General features: G+C 39.4%; 26 protein-coding genes, 1 tRNA gene and 1 riboswitch. Of the genes, 22 read left to right on the top strand and 5 right to left on the bottom strand.

The window, feature by feature from the left end:
• Positions 1-9: 9 nt before the first annotated feature.
• The 4 genes from C4S54_RS07855 (at position 10) to C4S54_RS07840 (ending at position 5,269) form a co-directional block, all read left to right on the top strand.
• On the top strand, positions 10-873 hold the full coding sequence (locus C4S54_RS07855; protein WP_103869035.1) for a DegV family protein: 864 nt from the start codon (positions 10-12) through the stop codon (positions 871-873).
• Between the two features lie 49 nt (positions 874-922).
• Positions 923-2,968: a SpoIIE family protein phosphatase gene (locus tag C4S54_RS07850; RefSeq protein WP_160110725.1), complete on the top strand. Its 2,046-nt coding sequence runs from the start codon at positions 923-925 to the stop codon at positions 2,966-2,968.
• Positions 2,969-3,136: 168 nt separating this feature from the next.
• A complete protein-coding gene (locus C4S54_RS07845; protein ID WP_103869033.1) occupies positions 3,137-3,616 on the top strand; it encodes a hypothetical protein in 480 nt (159 codons plus the stop codon).
• 113 nt (positions 3,617-3,729) lie between these two features.
• A riboswitch (cyclic di-GMP riboswitch) is annotated at positions 3,730-3,804 on the top strand.
• Between the two features lie 76 nt (positions 3,805-3,880).
• Positions 3,881-5,269, top strand: a complete 1,389-nt coding sequence (locus tag C4S54_RS07840) for a hypothetical protein (protein WP_103869032.1) — start codon at positions 3,881-3,883, stop codon at positions 5,267-5,269.
• A gap of 199 nt (positions 5,270-5,468) precedes the next feature.
• Here the strand turns inward: C4S54_RS07840 and C4S54_RS07835 are convergent, their stop codons facing one another.
• From C4S54_RS07835 to C4S54_RS07820, 4 genes are all read right to left on the bottom strand, one after another.
• A complete protein-coding gene (locus C4S54_RS07835) occupies positions 5,469-5,693 on the bottom strand; it encodes a DUF6718 family protein (protein ID WP_103869031.1) in 225 nt (74 codons plus the stop codon).
• The gene (locus C4S54_RS07830; RefSeq protein ID WP_103869030.1) at positions 5,674-6,288 is read right to left on the bottom strand and encodes a hypothetical protein; all 615 of its coding nucleotides are present in this window, start codon (positions 6,286-6,288) and stop codon (positions 5,674-5,676) included. The genes C4S54_RS07835 and C4S54_RS07830 overlap by 20 nt, the downstream gene beginning before the upstream one ends.
• Positions 6,285-6,587, bottom strand: coding sequence for a nucleotidyltransferase family protein (locus C4S54_RS07825; RefSeq protein WP_103869029.1), 303 nt, complete (start codon positions 6,585-6,587; stop codon positions 6,285-6,287). The genes C4S54_RS07830 and C4S54_RS07825 overlap by 4 nt, the downstream gene beginning before the upstream one ends.
• Before the next feature lie 244 nt (positions 6,588-6,831).
• Positions 6,832-6,905 (bottom strand) — tRNA-Met (locus tag C4S54_RS07820).
• A gap of 234 nt (positions 6,906-7,139) precedes the next feature.
• On the opposite strand from C4S54_RS07820, the gene C4S54_RS07815 reads away from it, so the two are divergent.
• From C4S54_RS07815 to C4S54_RS07785, 7 genes are all read left to right on the top strand, one after another.
• On the top strand, positions 7,140-8,078 hold the full coding sequence (locus tag C4S54_RS07815; protein ID WP_103869028.1) for a phosphatase PAP2 family protein: 939 nt from the start codon (positions 7,140-7,142) through the stop codon (positions 8,076-8,078).
• Positions 8,079-8,082: 4 nt separating this feature from the next.
• Positions 8,083-9,387 carry an alpha-amylase family glycosyl hydrolase gene (locus C4S54_RS07810; RefSeq protein ID WP_103869027.1) on the top strand — a complete coding sequence of 435 codons (1,305 nt, stop codon included), beginning with the start codon at positions 8,083-8,085 and terminating at the stop codon, positions 9,385-9,387.
• Between the two features lie 118 nt (positions 9,388-9,505).
• The gene (locus tag C4S54_RS07805) at positions 9,506-11,791 is read left to right on the top strand and encodes a beta-L-arabinofuranosidase domain-containing protein (RefSeq protein ID WP_103869026.1); all 2,286 of its coding nucleotides are present in this window, start codon (positions 9,506-9,508) and stop codon (positions 11,789-11,791) included.
• Positions 11,792-12,117: 326 nt separating this feature from the next.
• On the top strand, positions 12,118-13,734 hold the full coding sequence (locus C4S54_RS07800; RefSeq protein WP_160110724.1) for an EAL domain-containing protein: 1,617 nt from the start codon (positions 12,118-12,120) through the stop codon (positions 13,732-13,734).
• A 2-nt stretch (positions 13,735-13,736) separates the two neighbouring features.
• On the top strand, positions 13,737-14,174 hold the full coding sequence (locus C4S54_RS07795; RefSeq protein ID WP_103869024.1) for a hypothetical protein: 438 nt from the start codon (positions 13,737-13,739) through the stop codon (positions 14,172-14,174).
• Position 14,175: 1 nt separating this feature from the next.
• Positions 14,176-14,718, top strand: coding sequence for a GNAT family N-acetyltransferase (locus tag C4S54_RS07790; RefSeq protein ID WP_200821053.1), 543 nt, complete (start codon positions 14,176-14,178; stop codon positions 14,716-14,718).
• A gap of 197 nt (positions 14,719-14,915) precedes the next feature.
• Positions 14,916-15,434, top strand: a complete 519-nt coding sequence (locus C4S54_RS07785; protein ID WP_103869023.1) for a CarD family transcriptional regulator — start codon at positions 14,916-14,918, stop codon at positions 15,432-15,434.
• A 51-nt stretch (positions 15,435-15,485) separates the two neighbouring features.
• Here the strand turns inward: C4S54_RS07785 and C4S54_RS07780 are convergent, their stop codons facing one another.
• Positions 15,486-16,742: a hypothetical protein gene (locus C4S54_RS07780; RefSeq protein ID WP_103869022.1), complete on the bottom strand. Its 1,257-nt coding sequence runs from the start codon at positions 16,740-16,742 to the stop codon at positions 15,486-15,488.
• Between the two features lie 140 nt (positions 16,743-16,882).
• Between C4S54_RS07780 and C4S54_RS07775 the strand changes: the two genes are divergently transcribed.
• The 11 genes from C4S54_RS07775 to prmC all read left to right on the top strand — a co-directional run bounded on the left by C4S54_RS07775 (position 16,883) and on the right by prmC (position 25,193).
• On the top strand, positions 16,883-18,067 hold the full coding sequence (locus tag C4S54_RS07775; protein ID WP_103869021.1) for an alanyl-tRNA editing protein: 1,185 nt from the start codon (positions 16,883-16,885) through the stop codon (positions 18,065-18,067).
• 16 nt (positions 18,068-18,083) lie between these two features.
• Positions 18,084-18,800, top strand: a complete 717-nt coding sequence (locus C4S54_RS07770) for an AzlC family ABC transporter permease (RefSeq protein ID WP_103869020.1) — start codon at positions 18,084-18,086, stop codon at positions 18,798-18,800.
• Positions 18,793-19,098 carry an AzlD domain-containing protein gene (locus C4S54_RS07765; RefSeq protein WP_103869019.1) on the top strand — a complete coding sequence of 102 codons (306 nt, stop codon included), beginning with the start codon at positions 18,793-18,795 and terminating at the stop codon, positions 19,096-19,098. Before C4S54_RS07770 ends, C4S54_RS07765 begins: the two co-directional genes overlap by 8 nt.
• A 43-nt stretch (positions 19,099-19,141) precedes the next feature.
• Positions 19,142-19,684: a 2-C-methyl-D-erythritol 2,4-cyclodiphosphate synthase gene (gene ispF, locus C4S54_RS07760; RefSeq protein WP_103869018.1), complete on the top strand. Its 543-nt coding sequence runs from the start codon at positions 19,142-19,144 to the stop codon at positions 19,682-19,684.
• A gap of 21 nt (positions 19,685-19,705) precedes the next feature.
• Positions 19,706-21,133 carry a cysteine--tRNA ligase gene (gene cysS / locus C4S54_RS07755; protein ID WP_103869017.1) on the top strand — a complete coding sequence of 476 codons (1,428 nt, stop codon included), beginning with the start codon at positions 19,706-19,708 and terminating at the stop codon, positions 21,131-21,133.
• Positions 21,118-21,558 carry a Mini-ribonuclease 3 gene (locus C4S54_RS07750; RefSeq protein ID WP_103869016.1) on the top strand — a complete coding sequence of 147 codons (441 nt, stop codon included), beginning with the start codon at positions 21,118-21,120 and terminating at the stop codon, positions 21,556-21,558. The genes cysS and C4S54_RS07750 overlap by 16 nt, the downstream gene beginning before the upstream one ends.
• Positions 21,559-21,569: 11 nt before the next feature.
• Positions 21,570-22,319 (top strand): 23S rRNA (guanosine(2251)-2'-O)-methyltransferase RlmB, encoded by a 750-nt coding sequence (gene rlmB / locus C4S54_RS07745; RefSeq protein ID WP_022774081.1) that lies wholly within the window; start codon positions 21,570-21,572, stop codon positions 22,317-22,319.
• Positions 22,320-22,934 carry an RNA polymerase sporulation sigma factor SigH gene (gene sigH, locus C4S54_RS07740; protein WP_103869015.1) on the top strand — a complete coding sequence of 205 codons (615 nt, stop codon included), beginning with the start codon at positions 22,320-22,322 and terminating at the stop codon, positions 22,932-22,934.
• 89 nt (positions 22,935-23,023) lie between these two features.
• Positions 23,024-23,230: a 50S ribosomal protein L31 gene (gene rpmE / locus C4S54_RS07735; RefSeq protein ID WP_022774079.1), complete on the top strand. Its 207-nt coding sequence runs from the start codon at positions 23,024-23,026 to the stop codon at positions 23,228-23,230.
• Positions 23,231-23,320: 90 nt separating this feature from the next.
• Complete coding sequence (locus C4S54_RS07730; RefSeq protein ID WP_103869014.1) at positions 23,321-24,328, top strand: DUF1385 domain-containing protein; 1,008 nt, start codon at positions 23,321-23,323, stop codon at positions 24,326-24,328.
• A gap of 22 nt (positions 24,329-24,350) precedes the next feature.
• Complete coding sequence (gene prmC / locus C4S54_RS07725) at positions 24,351-25,193, top strand: peptide chain release factor N(5)-glutamine methyltransferase (RefSeq protein WP_103869013.1); 843 nt, start codon at positions 24,351-24,353, stop codon at positions 25,191-25,193.
• Positions 25,194-25,210 lie beyond the last annotated feature (17 nt).

Genomic DNA, 25,210 nt, shown 5'->3' with positions numbered 1-25,210 from the left:
GGAGCTAGTATGTCTTTTGTTGTATTTACGGATGGGTCGGCAAACCTTCCGGGGAAAATGTCTGAGGGGATAACTATATTGCCGTGTAGTTATATGTTAAACGGAACTGAAGTTGTGTACGAGGGAGATGTTGAGGAATTTGATGCTCATTCTTTTTATGAGGGACTTAAGAATGGCGATAAAGTTAAAACCTCGCTTTTAAATACACATCTTTTTATGGAACATTTCAGACCTGTACTGGAGAATGGGCAGGATATTGTATATATAGCTATGGCAGCTGGTATTAGCGGAACTTACAATGCTGCTATCAATGCCGCTGATGAACTTATGGAAGAATTTCCTGACAGATTTATCCATATAGTTGATTCTAAGGGCTGTGGATTTGGAAGCGGTATTTTAGCGATTAAGGCCGCTAAGCTTTCAAAAGAGGGCAAAAGCTGCAAAGAGGCAGCACAGATCTTAGATGATGCAGTGCCTCATGCATGTCAGTACTTTACAGTTGATGATCTTAATTTCCTTAAGAATACAGGACGAGTAAGCGGAGTAACTGCAAGTATCGGAACAATCCTTAATATTAAACCGATTCTTTTTGGCGACAGCACAGGTCACATTATTTCCTGCAGCAAAGTAAGAGGCAGGAAAAATGCTATAAGTGCCATAGCTGCTAAGTACTCTGAAAAGAGGATGGAAACTGAAGACAACATCGTGTGCATTTCTCACGGCGATTGCTACGATGATGCTGTTAAGCTTTCTGAGCTTGTAAAAGAGATAAATCCAAAGGCAGAGATCACAATCTGCCAGCATGAGCCTTTCTCGGGAGCCCATGTGGGACCGGGAATGCTTGGATTGTTTTTCTGGGGGAAAGAAAGATAAATAATCCTTGTTGATCATGTATGTATTATCTATGAGGGGATTTGCTTATATGATTCTTATGTTGATGAAAATGTCAGGGATATCAGCACTTTATATAGTGTTGACGGTGTTCCTGTGGAAACTTCTAAAGGACAGGAGGCAGACTTTTGTCATAAAGCTGTCTCTTGGACTTATCTATGGTATGTGTTCTGTGTTATCTACCCATTGTGCGGTGGATTATGGAGACATGCTTCTTAACCTCAGAGATGTCGCTCCACTTGCGGCGGGACTTTTTTTTAATCCTGCTTCAGGTATCATTGCAGGTCTTATCGGCGGAATAGAAAGATATATTGCGGGAACATATTTTGGTGTAGGGTCATATACGCGAATTGCTTGTAGCGTATCTACCTGTCTTGCCGGTTTTGTTGCCTGGCTTATGCATTCAAAAGTATTTGAAGGAAAAAAGCCTTCTCCTGTATATGCTCTGTTCATGGGCGCTGTTATGGAAGTTTTCCATATGTACGTGGTTTTCATAACCCACAGAGATGATATGCGAATGGCTTTCCATGTAGTAAGCATCTGCTCTGTTCCTATGATTGTATTTTCAGGAATAGCCCTTTCTTTTATGTCTATTATTCTTCAGATTCTATCCGGCGAATGGAAGAATCCTTTAAAGGATATGACGGGAGAGAAAGTATCTGTTTCCCAGAGATTTCAGCGCTGGCTCTTTTTGATAACCACAATTGTTATTGCCGGCAATTTTGCCTTTTCTTACATTATCCAGACTCAGTCTGCCTCTCAAAATGGCAGAAACAGCATAATAGAGACTTCTCAGAGCGTAAAGAACCGCTATTTTGAAGTGTCAAAAAGACTTACCGCAGAAGGAAATGAATTCTTTGAGATCATAGATTCCGACGGAGATATCATTGCCGGAAGGCACAAAGAAGATAAGCTTAGTGAAAGCACTCTTAATGCACTTTTGGAAAAAAAGGATGCGGAACTCTTTGAGGGACAGTTCTTTGAAGAGGTGTCACTTAATAAAGTCGATGGTATTGGCGTTGATATGATTCTTTTGACATATATACCTTACAGTGAGCTTTATTGGTATAGAAATGCCCAGGCATACGAATCAGCGCTGGCAGATATCCTTTTATTTACTGTTATCTACGTGCTCATTGCATTTTTGGTAAAGCAGATCGTTATCAGTAATATTGATCTTATCAATGCTTCACTTGATAAGATAACAAATGGCGATCTTGATGAAGTTGTTCGGGTAAGAAACTCATCAGAGTTTGCTTCACTTTCAGATGATATAAATCAGACAGTTGAGACACTAAAAGGATACATAGCTGCTGCGGAAAAGAGGATAGAACAGGAGCTTATCTTTGCAAGGACGATACAGGAATCGTCTTTGCCAAGGAACTTCCAGTTTGCTACTTTGAAGGATAATATCGAGATATTTGCTTCTATGAAGGCGGCAAAAGAGGTCGGCGGAGACTTCTATGATTTCTTTTTTGCCGGCCCCGGGAAACTTGCTTTTGTAATTGCTGATGTTTCGGGAAAAGGAATTCCAGCAGCTTTGTTCATGATGAGAAGTAAGACTGCTATCAGAAGCTTTGCGGAGCTTGGAAAAAGTCCTGCAGAGATAATCTTCAAGACCAACAATACTCTTTGCGATGGAAATGATGCAGAGATGTTCGTAACTGTGTGGATCGGAATCCTGGATGTGGCAACAGGCGTTATGAAGTGTGCTAACGCCGGCCATGAGTACCCTCTTATCAAACATGTCGGCGGTGATTATGAGCTGTTTAAGGATAAACACAGCCTGGCTCTTGCAGCAATGGAGAACCTGCAGGCAAGGGAATATGAGATAACACTGGTGCCTGGGGATAAAATATTTGTTTATACAGATGGTATTCCGGAGGCAATCAATGAAAATATTGTCCAGTATGGCACTGACAGACTTCTTACTACTATCAATTCTGTAAAAGACAAACCGTTTACAGAAGTTTTGCCTGCAATTTCCCAGGATATTGCAAACTTTAGAGGAAAAGCCGAACAATTTGATGATATTACAATGCTTGGTTTTGAACTAAAAAGTTTACGGAATCACTAGATATAGTATTTTTACTTTATAAATGTAATTAAATATTTACTTTATTTTATAGTTTCTTAATCGTTTTCGTGCGAAATCCCGTCTATACTAAATATAGATTTTTTGCTTTTCTTAAGTTTGGTTCGTATAAATTATAGAAGACTAAACTTAAGAGAACGGGAGGTTTGTATGAAAAAGATTGTTCGTATTAAAGAGATAAATGATATTACTTTGGCTTTTATGATGCTTGGATTTGCTGAGACTATATTTGGTGCAGCAATGCTTGGCGCAGGCCTTTGGAGTTATAGCAGAGAGATATTTTTGACAAATATAATGGTAGATGCTCTTATTCACGGAAGCGCACTTGTTTTAAACGGAAGCCTTCTCGTAACACTCTGCCTTATGTCAACATTATTTGCAGTAAGTAAGGCTAAAGTAAATATTCTTTTTTCACTATCATCATTATCTATGGCAATAGTACTGATCGGAATCATTCGTGAGCTTTGCATTGGAGAAAATGGTTTTGGACTTATCTTTTCTGTGATAGAGCTTGTAATCTGCGGAATTGTTCAGTTCGTACTCTTTACCACAAAGCGTTACCTTGGAAGAAGATCAGGCGCAGAGAACTATTCCTGGTCAAATGAAATGGTGCTTAAGAAGGTTGGATAAACCAAAAATCGAAAGTTGTTTTATTCATTTTTTATATATAATTTCTTTACAACAGGGAAATAATCTGTTATTAATGAGTATCAGTTATATAGATATCTTTTTACGTTATGAAGTTTATATATCAGCAAAGCCGGAGCAATCCGGTGACGCAAAGCTATAGGGTCTTTATGAGACAGCCAGTTGCATTTTTTTAGTCGGGAAACTGCTTGTCTTTATGGTAAGCAGTTTTTTATATTCATTTTTATTTCATGGAGGTGGATTTTAATGAAAGGACATTTAGTAGCTGCCAAAATTTTGAGTGGGCTTGTTGCAGCAAGTCTCATCGGTTCTCCGATAATTGCTTATGCTGGAACATCAGGATATGTTGGTGAAGAATCCAATGCATTTAATGATGAGACTGAAAGCGGCGAAGGGTTTACCTGGAATTCTGGCGATAGCATACTTACTTTGACAGACGATGTTGATGGTGATGTCGTGGCTGATAATGATATTACTATTACAACAAATAATGACCCTGTTACAGTTTCAGGAAATATTGAGGTAAGTACATCTGATTCGTCAACTAATGCCGATCTGACAATAAATAATGCGAACATTACTTCAGACGGTTCTATTTCTGCTGATGGAGATTTGAGGATAACAGAATCAACTGTATCTGCTGATGGCATAAATGGTGGTAAAGACGGTAAAGGAACAGATGGAGATGTTATTATCACTGATTCAAATGTAACAAGTACAGGCAGCATCGAAGCTGGAAGACAAGACCAGATGTCTTCTCATGCGCAGGGCGAATACGGAAACCATAATGTTGTTATCAACAATTCAAATGTTTCTGCTGAAAATTCTGGACGGTTTCCTATTGCTGCAGTAGGTGGCACGATTACTCTTAATGATAGCTATATATCTTCTCCTTCTGATGGGTCAATTCTTAATCAAGGTTATTATGGAACGGATATTCATGCAGGCGAAATCGGAAGAATCATAACTTCATCTGAAGACTATGCATACAAAGGAAACGTCACTATTACAGCCGGTACAAAGCCTTCATCAGAGTCTTCATCAGATTCAGGCGCTTCTAGTACAGATAGTGGAAGCAGTGCATCTTCAGATGACAATAATTCATCAAGATCAAATATAACAACCACGTCAGACTACGCTAATGTATACACATCTGATATATCAAATGGTTATTTTGCAGCTGTATCAAATGGTTCAGGTGCGGCTACTGTAGCAGTAAAAGATTCAAATGGAAAGTCAGTGAACGTTGTTGTTGACCTTAGTTCTGCAAGTGCTTCTGCGGGCAATTCATCAAAGATAACAGCAACAATAGTTCCTGCTCTTGATAGAAACGGAAATGAAAGCAACGGACTTGATAAAAACGCACAGGCTCTTAATACAGTAATAACAGAGTCCGGAAAGACTCCAATTGAAGGAGCTCTCTTTATCAGAGCATATGCAGCAGGAGTAAGCCTTACTAAACTTGAAACACCTGCAAAATACACATTTACTCTCGATAAATCTTATGAAGGAAAGACTGTAACAGTATATGTTAGAACTGTCACAGGTGAGGTTCATTCCTATGATGCAGTAGTAACAAACGGCAAAGTTCAGGTAAGTACAGAATTCTTAGGAACAGTTGCCTTTGCAATGTGAGATTGGATGGCCCTACAACCCCGTCCCTTAGGGCCATTCCTGGGGACAACAAAAAAGGAAAGCATGAATGCTTTCCTTTTTTTAGTAGCGAGAGGGGGATTTCACCCTTTAACGAAGTCCTAGAAACCACAAGAAAGGAGGATTCCAGGACTGCCAATCATCAAAGTAACCAATGAAAAAATAAAAAGTAACCAAACAATTACATATTTATTACAGCTTCTTTGAGTTCTGATTCAGTCTTTACAAAGCTGTATGGCTCATATTCACCATAAGCAGAAGGTCTGCTGATAGTCACAAGCTGTATTCTATCAAGTCCTACTTTTGAAATGAGTTCTTTTTTAAGTGCAACAAGTTCGGGACCGTGTTTAGTCTTTAATGCTACACAACCTCTTTTATTTATATCTTTAGCTACGAGATAGCACATCTTTTAACACCTCCTCAAAATCTATATCGGATTTTATATTTCCAAGTTCATACTCTTTTCGCATTATCTTACCGACTGAATTATCATATCCCTTCTTATACAGGAATGAATGTAACCAGTTATTTAATTGTCTATCATAATATGTGTTGTACTGAATTTCAATAGGATAATGGTAGTGGTCTATCTGAAAGTATACGTGAACTCCTCTGTATCCGTCATCATTTGATTTACCCATAGACATATCTGCAACTCGGAAGTTCTTTTCGTTACTTAATGCCAATATATCTGAGTATGAATCACATAGAGACCTAAAACCCAGCAAATCATTGAATACCTTTTCTGCAAGAGTATCTGGATAGTATCTTTCATATTTGTGATGAGCAGATTGTTCTGACTTTATCCTGTAGTCTACAGCTATGCTATCAAGGATTTCTCCCTGAGTGTCATAAAAGCTTATGGCATTATCTACATCCTTGAGCAGTGATGATTTATCAAAGTGATGCAGATTCTTTTTTAAGCTTATATCTAGCTCTGATTTATATGAAAGTATGCTAAGTATCTCAGTTGAGAGACCATCTTTTTCGAGCAGATTCAAATTCTGATACCATCCTTCAATATGTTTTTATAAAACTCAGAAGATTTATCAATTTCTCGTTCTTCATAGACATCCACATCCTTACCAGACAAGTCATATAGCTCATCAGCTATGCAAAAAACATCCGTAGGGTCAAAGTCTTTGCCTCCCAATACCACAATATCGATATCAGATTCTTCAGTAGCTTCTCCTCTGGCATAAGAACCAAATAGGATAGCTCCTTTGGCTGAATACTTTTTAAGGAGAGGTTTGACTAGCTCTTTGATATCATCAACTGTATATTTTTCTAATACAACCATCCTAAAATCCTCTTATCTAATAACAAGGAAACATAATCTTTACAAGCCTATTATAGCATTTCTACGGGTTTATGTCTTTTTTGAATTCAGCAATCAAGGAGAGGGAATTTTTGCTTCAAAGAAAGTAGAAAGAAGTGATTGAAAGGAATCTCTTTTAAGAATCATAAAAATGGACCATAAACTCCGTCCCCAGGTCCATTCCGGGGCAACAAAAAAGGAAAGCAAATTTGCTTTCCTTTTTTAGTAGCGAGAGGGGGATTCGAACCCTCGACACCGCGGGTATGAACCGCGTGCTCTAGCCAACTGAGCTATCTCGCCATATGGGCTTTGTCGTTCTGTCTGTCGCAGCCGACTCGTATAATATACCTCAGACTAACCGATGTTGTCAACACAATTTTTTAAAAAATCTTGGAAAAATATCTCTTAAATTTTCTGATTTATGCTTATTCAAGCATAAGTTACCCAAACACCGATTTTGAATTGTGTTAAGATATAGTAAAGTGCTATGTTTGCACTCAAGACATCATTTGTGAACGTGCGAGGAAAATTTTTATGAATTTAGTTGTTGGGAGATCATTTTATTTTGACTTTGAAGTGGCATTTATGCAATGGCTCCAAAGTGTTCTGGGAGAAAAAGGAGCAGGAATAATTTCACATTTTTCTGCTTTTGGCGAAGAAATGCTGCTTATAGGTATACTGGGATTTATATTCTGGTGCTATGACAAGAAATATGGAATTTATATTGGAATAAATGTTATGGTTGGCCTTGTTCTTAATCCTCTTATCAAGAACATTTTTTGGAGGAGAAGACCATATTTTGACCATGGTGCCATAAAGTGTTTCAGACCGGTGGAAAAAGATGCTGATCTTTATGATATTGCAGCGCAAGGATTTTCTTTTCCCAGTGGCCATTCTACAAATTCAGTTACAGCGTATAGCTCGATAGCTATGTACAAAAAGAAAAAGGCTTTTACTGTACTTGCTTTTGTTATTCCGCTACTGGTTGGCTTTTCAAGAGTGGCAGTTGGTGTACATTACCCAACTGATGTTATTTGTGGATGGCTCTCAGGGCTTTTGATAGTTCTTTTGATTCCATTTATCTTCAGTAAGGTAAATGAAAAGAACCACTGGATTGTTTATATTGTGATCTTTTTGATTTCATGTCTTGGACTTTTTTATTGTAAGACCAGCGATTATTTCACTTCTTTAGGTCTTATGGGCGGATTTTTTGTTTCTATCGAATTTGAAAAGAAATTTGTGAATTTTGAAAATACCAGAAATCCGCTTTTTTGTGTAACAAGGATAATTGGCGGCTTTGTGATCTATTTTGCAGTGAATACTCTTTTGAAACTTCCATTTAGCAAGGAATTTTTGGATTCCGGAGTTTTTCTTGCAGGACTTGTAAGAAGCATCAGATATTTTTTGGTTTCTTTTGCTGCTATTGGCTTATACCCTTATGTTTTCAGATTGGAAAAGAAGTTTAGGAGGTAAACTCATGTGGGCTTATGAAACATCTTTTTATCAGATCTATCCCCTTGGATTTTGCGGGGCACCTTTTGAAAATGACGGTGTGCTGGAGCACAGAATATTAAAGGTCATAGATTGGATTCCTCATTTGAAAAAGCTTGGCGTGGGCGCAGTTATTTTTAACCCGGTGTTTGAGTCGGATACTCACGGCTACAATACAAGGGATTATAAAAAGATCGATGTGCGCCTGGGGACAAATGCTGATTTTAAGAAGGTTTGCAAAGCACTGCATAAGGAAAAGATACGAGTTGTGCTTGATGGTGTGTTTAACCATGCAGGCAGAGGTTTCTTTGGCTTTGAAGATGTTAAGGAAAAGAAGTGGGATTCTCCCTATAAAGACTGGTTTAACATAAGCTTTGACGGAAATAGCAATTATAACGACGGATTTTGGTATGAAGGCTGGGAAGGCAACTACGATCTGGTAAAGCTTAATCTTAAAAATCCTGCCGTTACCGATTATCTTTTGGAGAGCATTAAATTCTGGATTGATGAATTTGGAATTGACGGACTTAGGCTTGATGTGGCTTATTGTGTGGATACTGACTTTTTAAGAAGGCTTCGCCATGAGACTACAGTATGGAAAGAAGATTTCTTTTTGATGGGTGAGATGATAGGCGGCGACTATAACCGCATCATGTCTGATGAACTTTGCCACAGTGCCACTAATTATGAGTGCTATAAAGGAATGTTCTCTTCTTTTAACAGCATGAATATGTTTGAAATAGTCCATTCACTTCTTAGGCAGTTTGGACCTGAGAATTGGACGCTTTATAAGGGAAAGCACCTTCTCTCTTTTGTGGACAATCACGATGTGAGCAGGATAGCAAGCACGCTTTCCAGGCCGGAGCATTTAAAACTTATCTATACGTTGATGTTCGGAATGCCTGGTATTCCCACGATCTACTATGGCAGTGAGTGGGGTGAAAAAGCTGATAAATCCCAGGGGGATCCTGCGTTGCGGCCATGCTTTGACAGCCCTGCCTGGAATGAGCTTACTGATGTGATCGCGGCGCTGTGCAAGGCAAGAGAAGGCTCTAAGGCGCTTAGCTACGGCGGTTTTTCATCGCTTCTTTTGACTAACAGGCAATGCATATTTGAAAGAGAGGCAGATGGAGACAGGATGATAGTTGTGATAAATGCTGACGAGAATAGTTTCCATGCTGATTTCAATGCAAGAGCCGGCAGGGGGAAAGATATGATAACGGGAAAAGACATTGATTTTGGCGGAGGACTTGATATACCTCCTTACACCGGATATCTTATCCAGGTTTAAATAGACACAAGAATAATATTTTGAGTCTCCATGCCACAAGCAAAAATACTTTTTCAGAGTGCTTATAAGATAATATTTATGTAGTACAACGAAAGAGTATAGGGAGGATGCTTAGAACATGAAAATCCATTTTGACAAGCTTTATAAGGATGATAGAAAAAAAGAACTGTGCGGGCTTGGTATTCCATTTCCAAAGGGCGAAGTTTCCTTGGAAAAGTATGAGTCTTTGTGCGTTATGGATAAAGACAAAGCGATACCTTCCCAGTTTAAGATAACTTCTACCTGGGAGGATGGGACTGTAAAATATGTTTTTTCAAGGTTTTTAGCTGATCTTCCGGGCAATGCAGATAAGGATTTTGAACTTGAGTTTTCAGGCAAAAAAGCTGATCTGGATGAGAAGATTGATATATGTAAAGATGAGGAACTGATATCTGTTTCTAATGGAGTTTTAAGCTTCAAGTTAAAGAATAATACAGATAATATTTTTGAAGAATTTTTTTATCAAGGTAAAAAAATAGACAGGGAGAGATTTGTGGGCCCTGTTTTATGCACAGAGGATGAAAAGTTCAAGACAGTTTTTGATGATCTCAAAGTAGTTGAAAAAGGCGAAATATACGCTGTAATCGAAGCTTGCGGCAGGTTTATAGAAAAGGAAAAACACATTTCTGGTGAGGGGATAAAATTCACCTTCAGGATATATGTGACTGCCGGAAAGCCGTGGCTTGAGTGCGCTATAAGACTTTTTAATTGCACTGATGGTGATTTTGAACCAAAGTCACTTACATTTGAAATAAAAAACAGCTCCGAGGATAGAAAAGACAAGATCAGAACAATGGTTGCAAGATCCAATTACAAGACTGCCATTACCACTGGCAATGAGGGCGAAGAGGTATCTTTGCAGATCATGGCTGAGATGCTTGAAAAGGAAGCTAATGAGCATTTTGCAGAAGTGTTCTATGGTACTTTTTTTGCTGACTGTACAAGCTATGATTCAGGAATCGGAATGTGTGCAACTGTATTTCAGGCACAGCAGAACTTTCCAAAAGCAGTAAAGGCGTCAGCTGACGGAATATGCATTTCTCTTATTCCTGATCAGGAAGAGACAAAAGCAAAGTCACAGAGTGAACCTGTGGTATTTAGCTCAGGAATGGCAAGAGAGCAAAGAATTCTACTTCATTTTCACGAAGCTGATCTTGATGTATATGAGATAAATAACAGAAGTCTTATTTATCAGATGCCTGATACACCTCAGCTTGCTCCTGAAGTTTTTGAAAAAGCAGGGATCATGCCGGATATCTTTTTACCTGAAGATAAAAAGGTTGATGACTATGAACTGGCACTTATCGACAAGGCAGATAATCATGTGCGCTGCTATGGAATGCTGAACTGGGGGGATGGACCAGATCCGGGATATACCAGCCAGGGCCGCGGAGGCGGAAGGCTTGTCTGGACCAATAACGAGTACGATTATCCTCATGCAATGTATATGATGTACGCAAGGAGTGGAATAAGGAGATTTCTGGACTACGCCAATGTGGCAGCTATGCACTGGATGGATGTAGATGTTTGTCATTACAGCAAAGACGATCTCCAGATTGGCGGGCAGTGGGAACATATAAATGGCCATACCGGAGGTTCAAAAGATGGGAATGGATGCACCGGCGTTCTGGCCTGCAGCCATGAGTGGGTCGAAGGCCTGTTGGACTATTATCATTTCACCGGTGATGAAAGAGCCCTTGAAACGGCAATTGGAATAGGCAAAAACGTTCAAAAACTCCTTGATACTCCCATGTTCAAGACTCCGGGAGAGAGCAGTGCAAGGGAGACCGGTTGGGCCCTTAGAAGCCTGTCTGCTCTTTATGTTGAGACTCATGATGAGAGGTGGCTTGAAAAGTGTGATTGGATCGTTTCTCAGTTTGAAGAGTGGAATAAAAAGTACGGGCACTGGCTTGCGCCATATACTGACAATACAACCATCAGAGTGGGCTTTATGATCTCTGTGGCTGTCGGCTCGCTTATGCGCTACTACAGAGTTTTCCCTTCGGATAAGTTAAAAGAGATGATCATGGGCGCTATAGATGATATAGTCGAGAATCAGATGAATCCTTACGGACTTTTCTATTACAAAGAACTTCCGAGCCTTGCCAGAAATGGAAATAATCCGCTGCTTCTTGAAGCAATGGCTATTGCCTATGAGCTTACAGGAGATGCTTCATATCTGGATAAGGGAATAAAGACATTCAAAAAACATATGGCATCTGCCGGATACAGTCTGGGGCAGAAAAAAATTATTGAAGATACTGTAGTTGTTGGCAGTGGAGCACCTAAGGCTTTCGCACAGGGATTTTTGCCACTTGCCTTGTTCTATACCAAGGTTGTAAAAGCAAATAAGTTGTTGTTGTAAAGAAACTATATTATAATTAATATATGGAAATACGTACCCCTATTGTTGCAATTATAGTACTTTCTATATTAATCATCATATACCTGCGCAAGACAAAACCGCAGCTTAGTTCATCGCGTGTTTTTTTGGTCTTCCTCATGATGGCTTTTATAAATATTCTCTCTGAGATAACAGAATGCTATGTATTTGTGTATCTCGGAGGATCTTATAATGTCTTAAGACGCGGTGTTCAGAATTTTTATATAGGATCACTTTTGATATGTACATATGTGATGACATTATACGTCTGTTCGAAAGTAACTATCAGAAGAGGCTTATCTGCAAGGATGAGCGCAATACCTTCTATCCCGCTTGTGGTCGGATTGATTTCGATACTTACCGGAAAAGCAAGGTATGGAAGAACTCAGACAGGCTTTTATTACAACTATGGAACTATGATAATAGTTTGTTATTTCATAGGCTTCTTTTACCTACTTGCCATGGTGCTAGGTCTTGTGGTTCATAGAAAACGTCTTAGGCGAGAAGAGTTTATAGCTCTTTTTTCAGGAGCATTAGCATGGCTTTTCCTTGCGGCATACCAGTATTATACAAAGGGAATTCAGGTGTCTTCCATAGCCATGATGGTCATGGCTCTTGTGGTATTTTTAGTCATTGAGAATCCTAAGGAACTGTTTGAGAGGGCACTTCCTAATGTGAAAAATAAGGATGCCTTTACACTGTATCTTTTGGAGAAGTATGGACTCGGGAAGCCGTTTTTCATTGTCTCTGTCATTTTTACCGGAAAGACAAGTGTTCAGACTGCAGCCAACAGAGATGAGCTCTATAAACTTCAGGCCAATGTGGCTGAGCTTGTTCAGGATAAGCTTGATATAGACAGTTATCTTTCAAACTGGAACACATTGAGCTTTGTGGTTGCTTCTCCTGAAAAGATAGAAGAGTTTATGAACATCATAAACAATTACAAAGTGGATGGTGGTAATTATAAACTTACCTTTGCTGTAATAGATGCTCTTAAGTGTGCAAAAGACGCCAATGAGGCTCTTCAGATCCTGACATATGTGTCCGGTGAATATATTTACAAACAGTCAGCGCCGAATTTGGTAATTGATGAGAGTGTCATCGACAAGATGAGGTACAGAAACACTATCGAGGATGTGGTAAGAGAGTCAGTGAGGAATAAAGCTTTTGAAGTTTATTACCAGCCAATCCTTTCGGTTAAAGACGGAGCTTTTTCATCAGCAGAAGCGCTGGTAAGACTTAAAAGACCTGATTCGGCGAATTATATTTCTCCTGAAGATTTCATTCCGATAGCTGAGAAATGTGGCCTTATCCAGCAGATTGATGATCTGGTGTTTGAAAAAGTGTGCTCTTTCATCGCAAAAGAAAATATTTCAAGCTTTGGAGTAAAGACTATCGAGGTCAACCTTTCAGGCAATGAAGTTGTTGATCATCAGGCGTTTGAAAGACTTAGCCGGAAAATGGAAAAGTACCATATCCCACCTAAGTTTATCAATTTTGAGATAACAGAGACGGCCTACATAAATAACGATGAGGCTTTCAGAGAAAATGTCAGAAGGCTCAAGGAAATGGGAAGCACCTTCTCAATGGATGATTTTGGATCGGGGTACTCTAATCTCCTTGAAATACTCAAGATGGATTATATCCTGGTCAAAATGGATAAGGAATTCATATGGAACTGTCTTGATAAGGACAGGCCGGAAAACCTGAAAATGCTTCAGTATACCATAAATTTCCTGAAGGAATACGGACTTCATATTCTGGCGGAAGGTGTTGAGACAATGGAACAGGCAAAAATCCTTATAGATAACGGAGTCGAGTATTTACAGGGATTTTATTATTCAAGACCTATTCCGGAAAAAGAATACATAGAGTTTTTGAACACACAAAAAGGGCTTTTTGAGCCAAGCATGAAAGGAGAATGATTATGAACGAGGCGTTATATGATGCAGTTTTTTGTTATGGTGAGAACAGGATAGATCCTTTTGAATACACTAATGTTGATTTTCACAGGATCATTTCTGACATGCGTCTTGTGGGCTATGAAATCTCAGCCCTGAATATTGTTCATCAGATCATGCTGGAACAGCTTGATAACCTTCTTAAGATAAAATCCAATATTATCGAAGCTACAATGGATATGGAAAATAAGGATGATTACTGCAAAGAAAAGTATGGTCTTTCTTTTAAGGATATAGATGCGCTTGATCCTCAGCATGATATTGAGTGGGATATAAAGAGCGGAAAAGTTATCTTTTTCCTTTCTCATGATGCACAGTATAAGGAGGAAGCTTATTTTATCCTGTTCAAGAAAGCGTTTGATGTGTTCACTGAAAAAACTGGTTTCAGTTACATGAGTCACTAAAATGGGAATAATACTTGAGACAAACAGGCTGATACTTAGAGGCTGGCAGGATAGTGACGCTGCCAGCCTTTTTAGGCTTGCAAGTGACGAGAGAATAGGCCTTTCTGCCGGGTGGCTTCCCCATGAGAGTGTGGGCTATAGCAGGGCGGTTATAAGGACTATTTTTAATAAAAAAGAAGTGTATGCCATTTGCCTTAAAGGTGGCAACGATGAACCTGTTGGAAGCATAGGTCTTACGCTTACGGGAAGTAAGGAGAGACCTCTTTTGGAAGGCGATGCTGAGCTGGGATATTGGGTCGGTGTCCCTTTCTGGGGAAGAGGAATAGCTCCGGAAGCGGCAAAAGAGATAATAAGACATGGTTTTGAAGATATAAAACTAAGACGCATTTTTTGCTGCTATTTTGATGGAAATGAACAGTCAAAAAGAGTTCAGGAAAAGTGCGGATTTGTGCCCTATACAATAAACGATAAAACGTACATTCCGATGCTTAAGGAAACTAGAAAAGAATACGTGAATGTGATACGCGCATCTGAGCGTATGTAGCATAGATACTGAGAATTGCACATAAAAAAGACACAAAATTATCAAAATTTTTAAACGATTAACTATTACAAAATTTGTAATAATATGTTATAATTTAGTCACGTTCGAAAAGTGCCAAAGGCACTTTAAAAAAGTCCATAGATGAAAGCGCTTTCAGACAGATACAGCAGGTTGTTTTTTTCAGAAGGAGGAACAATATGTTAAATGTAGGAGAGTGCGTTATTTACGGTAGTCATGGTTTATGTAAGGTTCGAGAGATTCTCGTACCGTCGTTTCTTGAGAGGGGAAATGAAAAAGAGTATTACATGATGATTTCTGCTGTAGATGCGGGCAGTGTCCTTTATGTTCCGGTTGACGGAGCTGAGGATAAGGTTCGAGATGTTATGAGCGCTGACGAAGCTATGGGACTTATAGATGATATCGAGGATACACCGGAGATTGAACTACTCGAGGGAAAAAAGGCTGAACCGGCCATCACCAGTGTCATCAAGCGTAACGTTGTGGAAGAGATGATGAGCCTTGTAAAGACACTTCGCAAGATCAAGGCGATGCGTGAGGCAGAGGGCAAGAAATTTGCTGCCCTTAATGAAAAGTACCTTAATATCGCTGAGAAACTCCTTTTTACAGAAATGGCTTTTGCACTGGAGACAGAAAAGGATGTCGTAAAAAGCCGCGTGATCGAGGAACTATCACATTTACCACTAGAGACTGCATAAAGCAGTCTCTTTTTTCATATCATAGGAAAGTGCTTTGCACTTAGGGGGATTTTACTGCTTAAAAAGATCGCTTATATCTAAGTACTCTGTCGAGAAATCGTATGAAGGGTTCTCTTTACAAGACACTGAAAGTGTGAAGAAAACTTTTTTGCCGGTCAGATCTTCGATTGTGCTATCGTCTGAATGGATAAGGCGTGATACATACAGGTAATTGGATGGCAGGTAGTCTTTGTAGAGTCCGTAAGAGGATGTGATTTCTCCATCAATATTAAAATCTATTTTTTCCAGATATAATCCGCTTTCGCTTTTGTTCTTGATGTACAGATAGAAGCCGTCTTTGTCATCTTTCTTGGTATAGGCGTAGATATCTGCCTGCTCATTTGAGTAGACGAGAGTCGAAGCATTTATTTCTTCGTCTGTAGGATTGCTGAGTCTTTTTGTGTCTGCTGTGGTGCTTATGGTAACCGGTTGTGACATGATCTTTCTGTAATTATAGTCCTCAGATCTTACAGCGATATCATTAAATACCATTTCTGTTATGAGGCTGTCTGTAATATAGTACATATCCTCATATATCTGAGTGGTGCTTTTTTTCTTAAAAGAATCGTACATATAAATGTAATCGTTTGATGTGGCAATGCCATTTATGGAATTACAGGAAAGGCTGAGCTTTATAGCTTTATCCAAAGTGTTTTCTACTAAAAGTCCTACTTTGACAATTTCAGATCCATCCTCTGTATAGTAAAAGCCATTCACTGTTACCTTTACTTTTCCATCATCATAGATAATTCCGTCGCCGCAGGCTGCATAGTCAGCCGGAACAAATTCATAATAGGGTTTGTCATTTAGTTCTTCATTTTTGCGATAGCGGGTATGGCTGTCAGCTATACTTATTGCAAGGCCAAGTACTAATATGCCTGTAAGGGTACCAACAAGAATAAAGATTGTTTTCTTTAACTTTTTAAGTACTTTTTTACTTTCAATTTCAGCTTTTCTTTCTCTTTGGGAAATTACTTTTTCAGTACTTTTTGAGATAAACTGTTCGCTTACATTAAATCTTGCTGACCATTCATCGTCCTTATCATAGGGCGCGCCGCAGTGAGGGCAGACCTTATTCTTTTTTGTATCGATTGAACAGCCGCAGTAGTCGCAGGAAATCACAGGTTCTTTATATTTTATTTTTTTGGCCTGTTCCTGTGCGGCCTTTCTGACCTCTTCTTCGCTGAATGCGTTGGCCTTAAGCTTGTTATATTTGACTATTAGTACAATTATGTATATCAGAATTCCTGTGAATATTAACCCCAACATTATTATCACCTTTCAGAACAATTTTTAGAAAAACAATGAATATTGTATACGCCTTTAACCATATGTTCAAGTTAATCCCGGCATGACCACAGTGACCGTTTCTCTTTATTTCTACACTTTAATGTGCTAAAATTGGGGCTATGGAAAAAATAGTGGAAATTTATTATGAAAGTGCATATATAAAGGAGTTTGATGCAGCGGTCATCTCCTGCGAAAAGAGAAAAGACGGGAAATATGATTTGATCCTTGACAGAACAGCTTTTTTCCCTGAGCAGGGCGGACAGAGCTCTGATATAGGTACAATTACAGATGCTTTTAAAAGCCATGATGTCACTCATGTATCAATAAAGGATGGCGTGATAAGGCATGTGATTGATGAGCCTTTAAATGAAGGTGAAGAGGTTCACGGCATTATTGATTGGAAACACAGATTTTCCAACATGCAGCAGCATACCGGAGAGCATATTTTTTCAGGAATCGTGTCATCAGAATATGGCTATGATAATGTGGGATTTCACTTAAGCGACACTGAAGTTACCATGGATTACAATGGCCTTCTTACCCCTGACAATATCAGGGATATTGAATTAAAGGTAAACAGGGCAATTTGGGAGAATGTCCCTGTTATATGTGAATTTCCGGATGAACAGACTCTTAAGTCATTAAATTATAGAAGTAAAAAAGAACTGTCTGGTGATGTCCGTATTGTTACAGTACAAGGTTATGATGTCTGCGCTTGCTGTGCTCCACATGTAGAGCACACCGGCGAGATTGGAATCCTAAAAGTTACGGGGCTTCAGAATTACAAGGGCGGCGTCAGAATCAATATTTTGTGCGGAAGGCGTGCGCTTGAGTATATAAATTGCCAGCAGCAGATCGTAGATGAGCTTTCAAGGCAGTTTACGACATCTTTTGATAACATTATTCCTTCGGTAAAAAAACTTTCATCTGAAAATACAGATCTTAAATCCGAGCTTTCAACTGTAAAAGAAAAGCTTATAGAATATGAGCTTAAAGAGATTCCTTCTGATAAAGAAAATGTAATTCTGGTAAAAGATGAATCAACAGATGGAAATTCTATGAGAAGGATTGTCAACTTACTTGCGCAGGGCCATGATGGATTCTGCGGAGTGTTTGCAGGATCTGATGAGAAGGGGTATAAGTTTGTCTTTTCATCCGGCCAAAAGAAAAAAGATCTGAATGAAGTTATCAAAGTTCTAAGAGAGGTCTTTGGAGCAAAGGGCGGTGGAAATGCCCAGATGATCCAGGGAAGCTTATCAGGAATAGAAATATCAGATGTTTTAGAAAAAATAGAGGAGTTGTAATGGAGATTATGAAAAAATGAGTGCTGGAACAATTAAGGATTTCAGGGATGGATGCAGGGATGCCATTCCAATCTGCCTTGGCTATATGGCAGTTTCTTTTGCTTTTGGAATAGAGAGTTCCAAAATCGGAATGTCTGTTTTTGAGGCAGTTATGACGTCACTTCTAAATGTCACAAGTGCAGGGCAGTTTTCAGCCCTTGATGTTATCGCCAGAAACGGTAGTTACATCGAACTAATCATGCTTCAGATCGTTATCAATCTGCGCTACAGCCTTATGTCTACAGCTCTTTCCCAAAAACTGGATACGCATCTTGGCACGCTCCACAGACTGGGAATATCCTATGGAGTAACGGACGAGATATTTGGTGTCAGCATATTGAAACAGGGTACGCTTTATCCTATGTATTCCTATGGCCTTATTGTCACTTCTGTTTTTGGCTGGGTGCTGGGCACAGGACTTGGAGCTACGGCAGGAGCAATAATGCCTGCCAGGATAATCAGCTGTCTTGGGCTTGCCATATATGGTATGTTTGTTGCAATCATTATTCCGGATACCAGGACTAGCAAGGCCGTTATGTATGTTGTAATATCAGCGATGACACTAAGTACAGTATTTACATATGCCCCTTTGTTAAAAGAGATTTCATCGGGCTTTAGAATAATAATCGTAACTGTTGTTGTTGCAGCTTTAGCAGCAATCATCGCGCCGGTAAAGGAGGAAAGCCATGAATAATGTTTTTTCCTACATCATTGTTATGGCGCTTGTGACATACCTTATCAGAGCGCTGCCTTTGACTCTTATCAGGAAAGAAATAAAGAGCAATTTTGTTAAGTCTTTTTTGCACTATGTTCCCTACGCCACCCTGGCAGCTATGACTTTTCCTGCAATACTTCATGCCACAGACTATATGTTATCGTCGGTAATAGGCTTTGCAGTTGCACTTGTACTGGCGCTTAATAAAAAGAGCCTTCTCACAGTTGCAGGTGCTGCCTGCGCTGTTGCATTTATAGTGGAAATATTTCTTCATTGAGATTATTATATAGTTCATAGATAGAAAGAACGAGGTAATAAACATGCGAGTTGGAATGGGATATGACGTCCATCGCCTGGTTGAAGATAGAGATTTGATCATCGGTGGAGTAAAGATTCCTTATGTTAAAGGGCTTCTTGGTCATTCAGATGCTGATGTACTTTTACATGCGATCATGGATGCACTTCTTGGAGCGGCAGCTCTTGGAGATATTGGCAAGCATTTCCCTGACACAGACCCCAAATATAAGGGAGCGGATTCATTATTTCTTTTAAAAACAGTTGGAGAGATGCTTTCAGAAAAGTGCTTTATGATTGAGAATATTGATGCTACAATCATAGCTCAGGCTCCAAAAATGAGACCACATATAGACACTATGAGAGAAAATATAGCAGATGCACTTGGAATTGATATCTCTCAGGTCAATGTCAAAGCTACAACAGAGGAAGGGCTGGGCTTTACCGGAAACGGTGAAGGAATATCCTCTCAGGCAGTCTGTATGATCAGTAGCTTTTTTGAAAAAGGAGCTACTGTATATGACAGTGAGGCAAAGTGCGCAGGTTGCGCCGGCTGCCCCAAAAATTGAGAGAATAATTGGAGAGAAAAGATGGCACATTCATTTACTTTTTATAATACTTTATCAAGAAAAGTTGAAGATTTTATACCAAGAGAGGAAGGCAAGGTATCAATGTATACCTGCGGACCTACTGTATATCATTACGCTCATATCGGTAATATCAGAACATATATCATGCAGGACGTGCTCATAAAGGCCCTCGAATATGCGGGATATGATGTAAAAAGAGTCATGAATATCACAGATGTAGGACACCTTTCTTCAGATGCTGATACAGGTGAAGACAAGATGCTTGCAGGAGCAAAAAGAGAGCACAAGACAGTAATGGAAATTGCAAAATATTATACAGATGCTTTCTTTAAAGATTTTGACGCTGTTGGAAATAAGCGTCCGGATGTTGTGGAACCTGCAACAAACTGCATTCCTGAGTTTATTCATATGGTTGAAGTTCTACTTGAAAAGGGCTTTGCATATGTAGCAGGTGGAAACGTATATTTTGATACCAGCAAGTTAGATGATTATTATGTATTTTCTTCAGATATTGAGAAAGAGCAGCTTCAGGTCGGTGTTCGTGATGATGTAGAAGAGGATGTCAACAAGAAGAACAAGACAGACTTTGTGCTCTGGTTTACAAAATCAAAGTTTGAAGACCAGGCTCTTAAATGGGAGAGCCCATGGGGAGTTGGATACCCGGGATGGCATATCGAGTGCTCATGCATTTCAATGAAACACCTTGGAGAATATATTGATATTCACTGCGGCGGCGTGGATAATATCTTCCCACACCATACAAACGAAATTGCCCAGTCAGAGAGCTATCTTGGCCATGAGTGGTGCAAATACTGGTTCCATAGCAATCACTTAAATGACAGAGCAGGTAAGATGAGTAAGTCAAAAGGCGCAGTTCTTACTGTTTCTGTATTAAAAGAAAAAGGATATGATCCTCTGGTTTACAGATTCTTCTGCCTCCAGTCACATTACCGTAAGCCTTTAGAGTTCTCTTTTGAGGTACTTGACAGCACAGCTGTTGCTTTTGACAAGCTGGTTAAGAGAGTTGCTGAGCTTAAGGAAGAGGGAGCAGTTGACGAAAGCGTACTTAAGAAGTTTGAGGACAACTTTGCAGATGCTATCTGTGGAGACCTTAATACTTCAATGGCTATAACAGTTCTTTATGATGCATTGAAAGCTGACACTAATGATGCTACAAAGCTTGCAATCGTGAAGAACTTTGATAAAGTTCTTTCTCTTGATCTTATTGGTCATGCTAAAAACATGAAGGAATCAGCTGCAAGCGTTGATCCTGAGCTTGAGGCATATGTTCTTGATGCAATCGAGCGCCGCAGCCAGGCCAAAAAAGAAAAGAATTTTGAACTTGCAGATGCTATCAGAAATGAACTGCTTGAAAAGGGTGTTGAGATCAAGGATACCAGGGAAGGTGTTAAATGGCAGCTTCGTTAAATGATTATTTTAATGAACAATTTGGAATAAAAGGGCAGGATATAAGAACTTTTTCTCCTTTGACACTGGCCTATATAGGGGATGCTATTTTTGATGTAATAGTGCGCTCTATACTTGTCAATCAAGGCAATACAGCTGTAAATAAGCTTCATTCCAGAGCAAGCTCCATTGTTAAGGCCGGAACTCAGTCACTTATCATAAGGACTATAATGGATGACCTTACAGAAGAGGAAAAAGAGATCTATAGAAGAGGACGCAACTCAAAACCACATACCAAGGCTAAAAATGCGTCAACTATAGAGTACCTTGATGCCACGGGCTTTGAAGCAGTAATGGGATTTCTTTATCTCAAAGGAGATATGGACAGAGCCTGCGAAATAGTTAGATTGGCGATTGAAAAAGCTGATCTTGATATCTTGAAATAAAGAGGAAAAATATGGAAGAAAATTTAGAAAGCAGAATCGTTGAGGGCCGAAATGCCGTTCTTGAGGCTTTTAGATCCGGTAAAGTAATAGACAGACTGTTTGTACTTGACGGATGCAAGGATGGTCCGGTTCAGAGCATTTTGCGCGAAGCAAAAAAACACAAGGATACAGTTATTTCTTTTGTCAAAAAAGAAAGACTGGATCAGTTGTCAGAAACAGGCAAACATCAGGGTGTGATCGCTTATGCGGCAGCCTATGAGTATGCTGAAGTCGATGACATTTTAGATGCAGCAAAAAAGAAGGGTGAAGATCCTTTTATCATCATTTTGGACAATATTGAGGATCCACACAATCTTGGCGCTATTATAAGAACAGCTAACCTTTCCGGAGCGCATGGAGTTATAATACCAAAGCACAGAGCAGCATCACTTACAGCAACTGTTGCAAAGGCTTCGGCGGGTGCTATCAATTACACACCTGTTGCAAAGGTTACAAATATAGCCCAGACCATCGAAGAACTTAAGGACAAGGGGCTTTGGTTCGTTTGTGCAGATATGGGCGGTACGACCATGTATGACCTTAATCTTAAGGGACCAATCGGACTTGTGATAGGTAATGAGGGCAGCGGCGTATCAAGGCTTGTCAGGGAAAAATGCGATATGATCGCTTCAATTCCTATGAAGGGCGATATTGATTCTCTTAATGCTTCAGTTGCAACCGGAGTACTTGCTTTTGAGATAGTGAGACAGAGACTTAAATAAATGAAGAATTATAAAGACTACACTGATGAGCAGTTAGTACTGAAAATTCATGATGACAACGAATCTGATGCCATAGACTATGTCATGAACAAATATAAGAATCTTGTCAGGAAAAAAGCCGGGTCCATGTATATTCTCGGCGCTGACAGGGATGATCTTATCCAGGAGGGCATGATAGGCCTTTTTAAGGCAATCAGGGACTATGATATTGGAAGAGATGCCAGTTTTATGACCTTTGCCGATCTTTGCATTTCGAGACAGATGTACTCTGCAATCGCATCCTCTGCCAGAAAAAAGCATGCACCGCTTAATTCCTATATTTCCATCTATACCACCAGGGAAGATGATGAAAATAGTGCGACGGCTATAGAAAGTATTCTGGAGTCTGATTCAAGTTCAATTCCGGAGCAGCTCATAATAGAGCAGGAAAATATCAAAGCCCTTGAAGATGCTATCGATAAAGAGTTAAGTAATCTTGAGCGACAGATACTTGATCTGTACATAACCGGAATGAGTATAAGGCAGATTTCTGCTGTGCTTGGCAGGGATCTTAAGTCTACAGACAACGCAATGCAGCGCATTAGAAAGAAATTAAAAAAATACTTGCGAAAGTAACTTTATTATGTTATATTGATATAGCTGTGCAAGCAGCGGTAACTATAGTTAATTATGAAGATTTTTTGTATATAGAGAGGTGAGAAGAGATGAGACAGGACATTCAGCCAGAATTCCATCAGGCAACTGTTACTTGCAACTGCGGTAACACATTTACAGTTGGATCAACAAAGAGTGAGATTCACGTAGAAATCTGCTCAAAGTGCCATCCATTCTATACTGGTCAGCAGAAGGCTACAACTGCTCGTGGACGTATTGATAAGTTCAACAAGAAATACGGCATGAACAATCAGTAATTCATAAAAGTGTAGAGTTAAGAGGTTGAGGCTTTTGGCCTCAGCCTCTTTTTTCCGTAATAAGCATTATCACTTAAGCGCGAGGTGAGTATGAAGAAAAGAAAAGTTAAACACTATTCAGGTATAGGCGGACAGGCTGTTCTTGAAGGTGTAATGATGAGAAATAAAGATATGTATGCTGTTGCGGTCAGAAAGCCCGATGGTGATATAGCTGTTGAGGTGGATGAGTTTCATGGCATTGCATATGGCAGTAAGCTCTTAAACATCCCATTTGTCAGAGGTGTGTTTGTTTTTATTGACTCTCTTATTTTGGGCCTTAAATCTTTGAATTATTCTTCTACATTTTATGAAGAGGAAAAAGAAAAACCATCAAAGCTTGATGAGGGCATTGATCAGGTTTCGGGAGGTCATGAGGATACATTTCTTATGATCCTTACAACGGCTATATCTTTCATTTTTGCCATAGGTCTTTTCATGATCCTTCCCTATGCACTTTCGGAAGTTATCAGTAAGTACATCAGAAATACATCTCTCGTCGCTATTATAGAGGGTGTACTCAGGATCCTTATCTTTATCCTGTATATTCTTTTGATCTCGCAGATGAAAGATATCAAGCGCTTATTCATGTATCATGGCGCTGAGCATAAGTGCATCAATTGCATTGAAAAGGGCAGACCTCTTACTGTTAAAAATGTAAGAAAGAGCTCAAGACTTCACAGAAGATGCGGCAGTAGCTTTATACTATTTGTAATGCTTGTAAGTATTATCCTGTTTTTCTTTATCAGGGTTGATTCATATTTATGGCGAATCGTGGTAAGGATCCTTCTTATTCCTGTTATTTCAGGAATATCCTATGAGCTTATAAGACTGGCAGGAAGATATAATTTCTTCCTTGTAAGAATGATCTCTGCTCCGGGGCTTTGGCTTCAGAGACTGACAACCAAGGAGCCTGACGATAGCATGATCGAAGTGGCGATAAAGTCTGTTGAGGCAGTATTTGATTGGAAGGCTTATCTTAAGGATTCTTTTGGTTATGAGATAGATGACAGCTGGCTCAATGATGAAGAGGAAACTGAGGAGCTTGAGTCCGCTAACTGATATTCTTATTTGGTGATACTTTATGAATTATAAAGAGGCTTATGAAAACGGAATAAATGAACTTTCCAGAGTCGGAATTCCAGACGCAGGTCTGGATGCACGGCTCCTTTTGGAATATATATGTAATACTAATCACAGCACTTTGTACGCCCATCCTGATAAGGAAATTACTGAGGAAGAGGAGAAAGGTTACAAGGCTCTTATAGCAAGAAGAGCAAATCGTGAACCGGTAGCCTATATTCTTGGTAACCAGGACTTTATGGGGCTGAATTTTAAGGTCAATGAAAATGTCCTTATTCCTGAGCAGGATACAGAAACTCTTGTGGAGGAAGCTTTGAGGTTCTGCGAGGATGGTATGAGGATTCTTGATCTGTGCACAGGCTCCGGCTGTATAGCTTTAAGTATTCTTAACTTTACAAATGATACTAAAGCGGTCTGTACAGATATTTCAGATAAGGCTTTAGAGGTTGCTACTTTAAATAGTGAGAATTTAGGCCTTAAGGAAAGAGCAGAATTCGTTCATGCAGATCTTTTTCCAAAAAAAGATGGAAGTAAATATGACCTTATAGTGTCCAATCCTCCCTATATAGCAAGCAGTGTAATTGAGACTCTTGCGCCTGAAGTTAAGGATTTTGAGCCCAGGCTTGCCCTTGATGGAGATGAGGACGGATTGTCTTTTTACAGGAGAATTGTTAATGAGGTTCCGGAGTATCTTTATTCTAACGGATATCTTATCATGGAAATAGGATATGATCAGGGACAGGCTGTAAAAGAGCTTTTAGAGCAGGATAATAGATATCACGACATAGAGGTAATTAAGGACTATTCAGGTAATGACAGAGTGGTAAGAGCATGCTTTTATTAGCTGAGCAGTTCTTTTGA

Origin of the sequence: Butyrivibrio sp. Su6 (assembly GCF_900108105.1) — a bacterium.
In the GTDB taxonomy this organism is placed as follows: domain Bacteria; phylum Bacillota; class Clostridia; order Lachnospirales; family Lachnospiraceae; genus Butyrivibrio.
The sequence above is the reverse complement of the archived record's forward strand: the minus strand, read 5'-3'. Positions and strand labels throughout refer to the sequence as shown.

Bases quoted from the DNA above. Each gene is read 5' to 3' on its own strand.
- C4S54_RS07855 (WP_103869035.1), top strand. From the start codon at position 10: ATGTCTTTTGTTGTATTTACGGATGGGTCGGCAAACCTTCCGGGGAAA.
- C4S54_RS07850 (WP_160110725.1), top strand. From the start codon at position 923: ATGATTCTTATGTTGATGAAAATGTCAGGGATATCAGCACTTTATATA.
- C4S54_RS07845 (WP_103869033.1), top strand. From the start codon at position 3,137: ATGAAAAAGATTGTTCGTATTAAAGAGATAAATGATATTACTTTGGCT.
- C4S54_RS07840 (WP_103869032.1), top strand. From the start codon at position 3,881: ATGAAAGGACATTTAGTAGCTGCCAAAATTTTGAGTGGGCTTGTTGCA.
- C4S54_RS07835 (WP_103869031.1), bottom strand. From the start codon at position 5,693: ATGTGCTATCTCGTAGCTAAAGATATAAATAAAAGAGGTTGTGTAGCA.
- C4S54_RS07825 (WP_103869029.1), bottom strand. From the start codon at position 6,587: ATGGTTGTATTAGAAAAATATACAGTTGATGATATCAAAGAGCTAGTC.
- C4S54_RS07815 (WP_103869028.1), top strand. From the start codon at position 7,140: ATGAATTTAGTTGTTGGGAGATCATTTTATTTTGACTTTGAAGTGGCA.
- C4S54_RS07810 (WP_103869027.1), top strand. From the start codon at position 8,083: ATGTGGGCTTATGAAACATCTTTTTATCAGATCTATCCCCTTGGATTT.
- C4S54_RS07805 (WP_103869026.1), top strand. From the start codon at position 9,506: ATGAAAATCCATTTTGACAAGCTTTATAAGGATGATAGAAAAAAAGAA.
- C4S54_RS07800 (WP_160110724.1), top strand. From the start codon at position 12,118: ATGAGCGCAATACCTTCTATCCCGCTTGTGGTCGGATTGATTTCGATA.
- C4S54_RS07795 (WP_103869024.1), top strand. From the start codon at position 13,737: ATGAACGAGGCGTTATATGATGCAGTTTTTTGTTATGGTGAGAACAGG.
- C4S54_RS07790 (WP_200821053.1), top strand. From the start codon at position 14,176: ATGGGAATAATACTTGAGACAAACAGGCTGATACTTAGAGGCTGGCAG.
- C4S54_RS07785 (WP_103869023.1), top strand. From the start codon at position 14,916: ATGTTAAATGTAGGAGAGTGCGTTATTTACGGTAGTCATGGTTTATGT.
- C4S54_RS07780 (WP_103869022.1), bottom strand. From the start codon at position 16,742: ATGTTGGGGTTAATATTCACAGGAATTCTGATATACATAATTGTACTA.
- C4S54_RS07775 (WP_103869021.1), top strand. From the start codon at position 16,883: ATGGAAAAAATAGTGGAAATTTATTATGAAAGTGCATATATAAAGGAG.
- C4S54_RS07770 (WP_103869020.1), top strand. From the start codon at position 18,084: ATGAGTGCTGGAACAATTAAGGATTTCAGGGATGGATGCAGGGATGCC.
- C4S54_RS07765 (WP_103869019.1), top strand. From the start codon at position 18,793: ATGAATAATGTTTTTTCCTACATCATTGTTATGGCGCTTGTGACATAC.
- ispF (WP_103869018.1), top strand. From the start codon at position 19,142: ATGCGAGTTGGAATGGGATATGACGTCCATCGCCTGGTTGAAGATAGA.
- cysS (WP_103869017.1), top strand. From the start codon at position 19,706: ATGGCACATTCATTTACTTTTTATAATACTTTATCAAGAAAAGTTGAA.
- C4S54_RS07750 (WP_103869016.1), top strand. From the start codon at position 21,118: ATGGCAGCTTCGTTAAATGATTATTTTAATGAACAATTTGGAATAAAA.
- rlmB (WP_022774081.1), top strand. From the start codon at position 21,570: ATGGAAGAAAATTTAGAAAGCAGAATCGTTGAGGGCCGAAATGCCGTT.
- sigH (WP_103869015.1), top strand. From the start codon at position 22,320: ATGAAGAATTATAAAGACTACACTGATGAGCAGTTAGTACTGAAAATT.
- rpmE (WP_022774079.1), top strand. From the start codon at position 23,024: ATGAGACAGGACATTCAGCCAGAATTCCATCAGGCAACTGTTACTTGC.
- C4S54_RS07730 (WP_103869014.1), top strand. From the start codon at position 23,321: ATGAAGAAAAGAAAAGTTAAACACTATTCAGGTATAGGCGGACAGGCT.
- prmC (WP_103869013.1), top strand. From the start codon at position 24,351: ATGAATTATAAAGAGGCTTATGAAAACGGAATAAATGAACTTTCCAGA.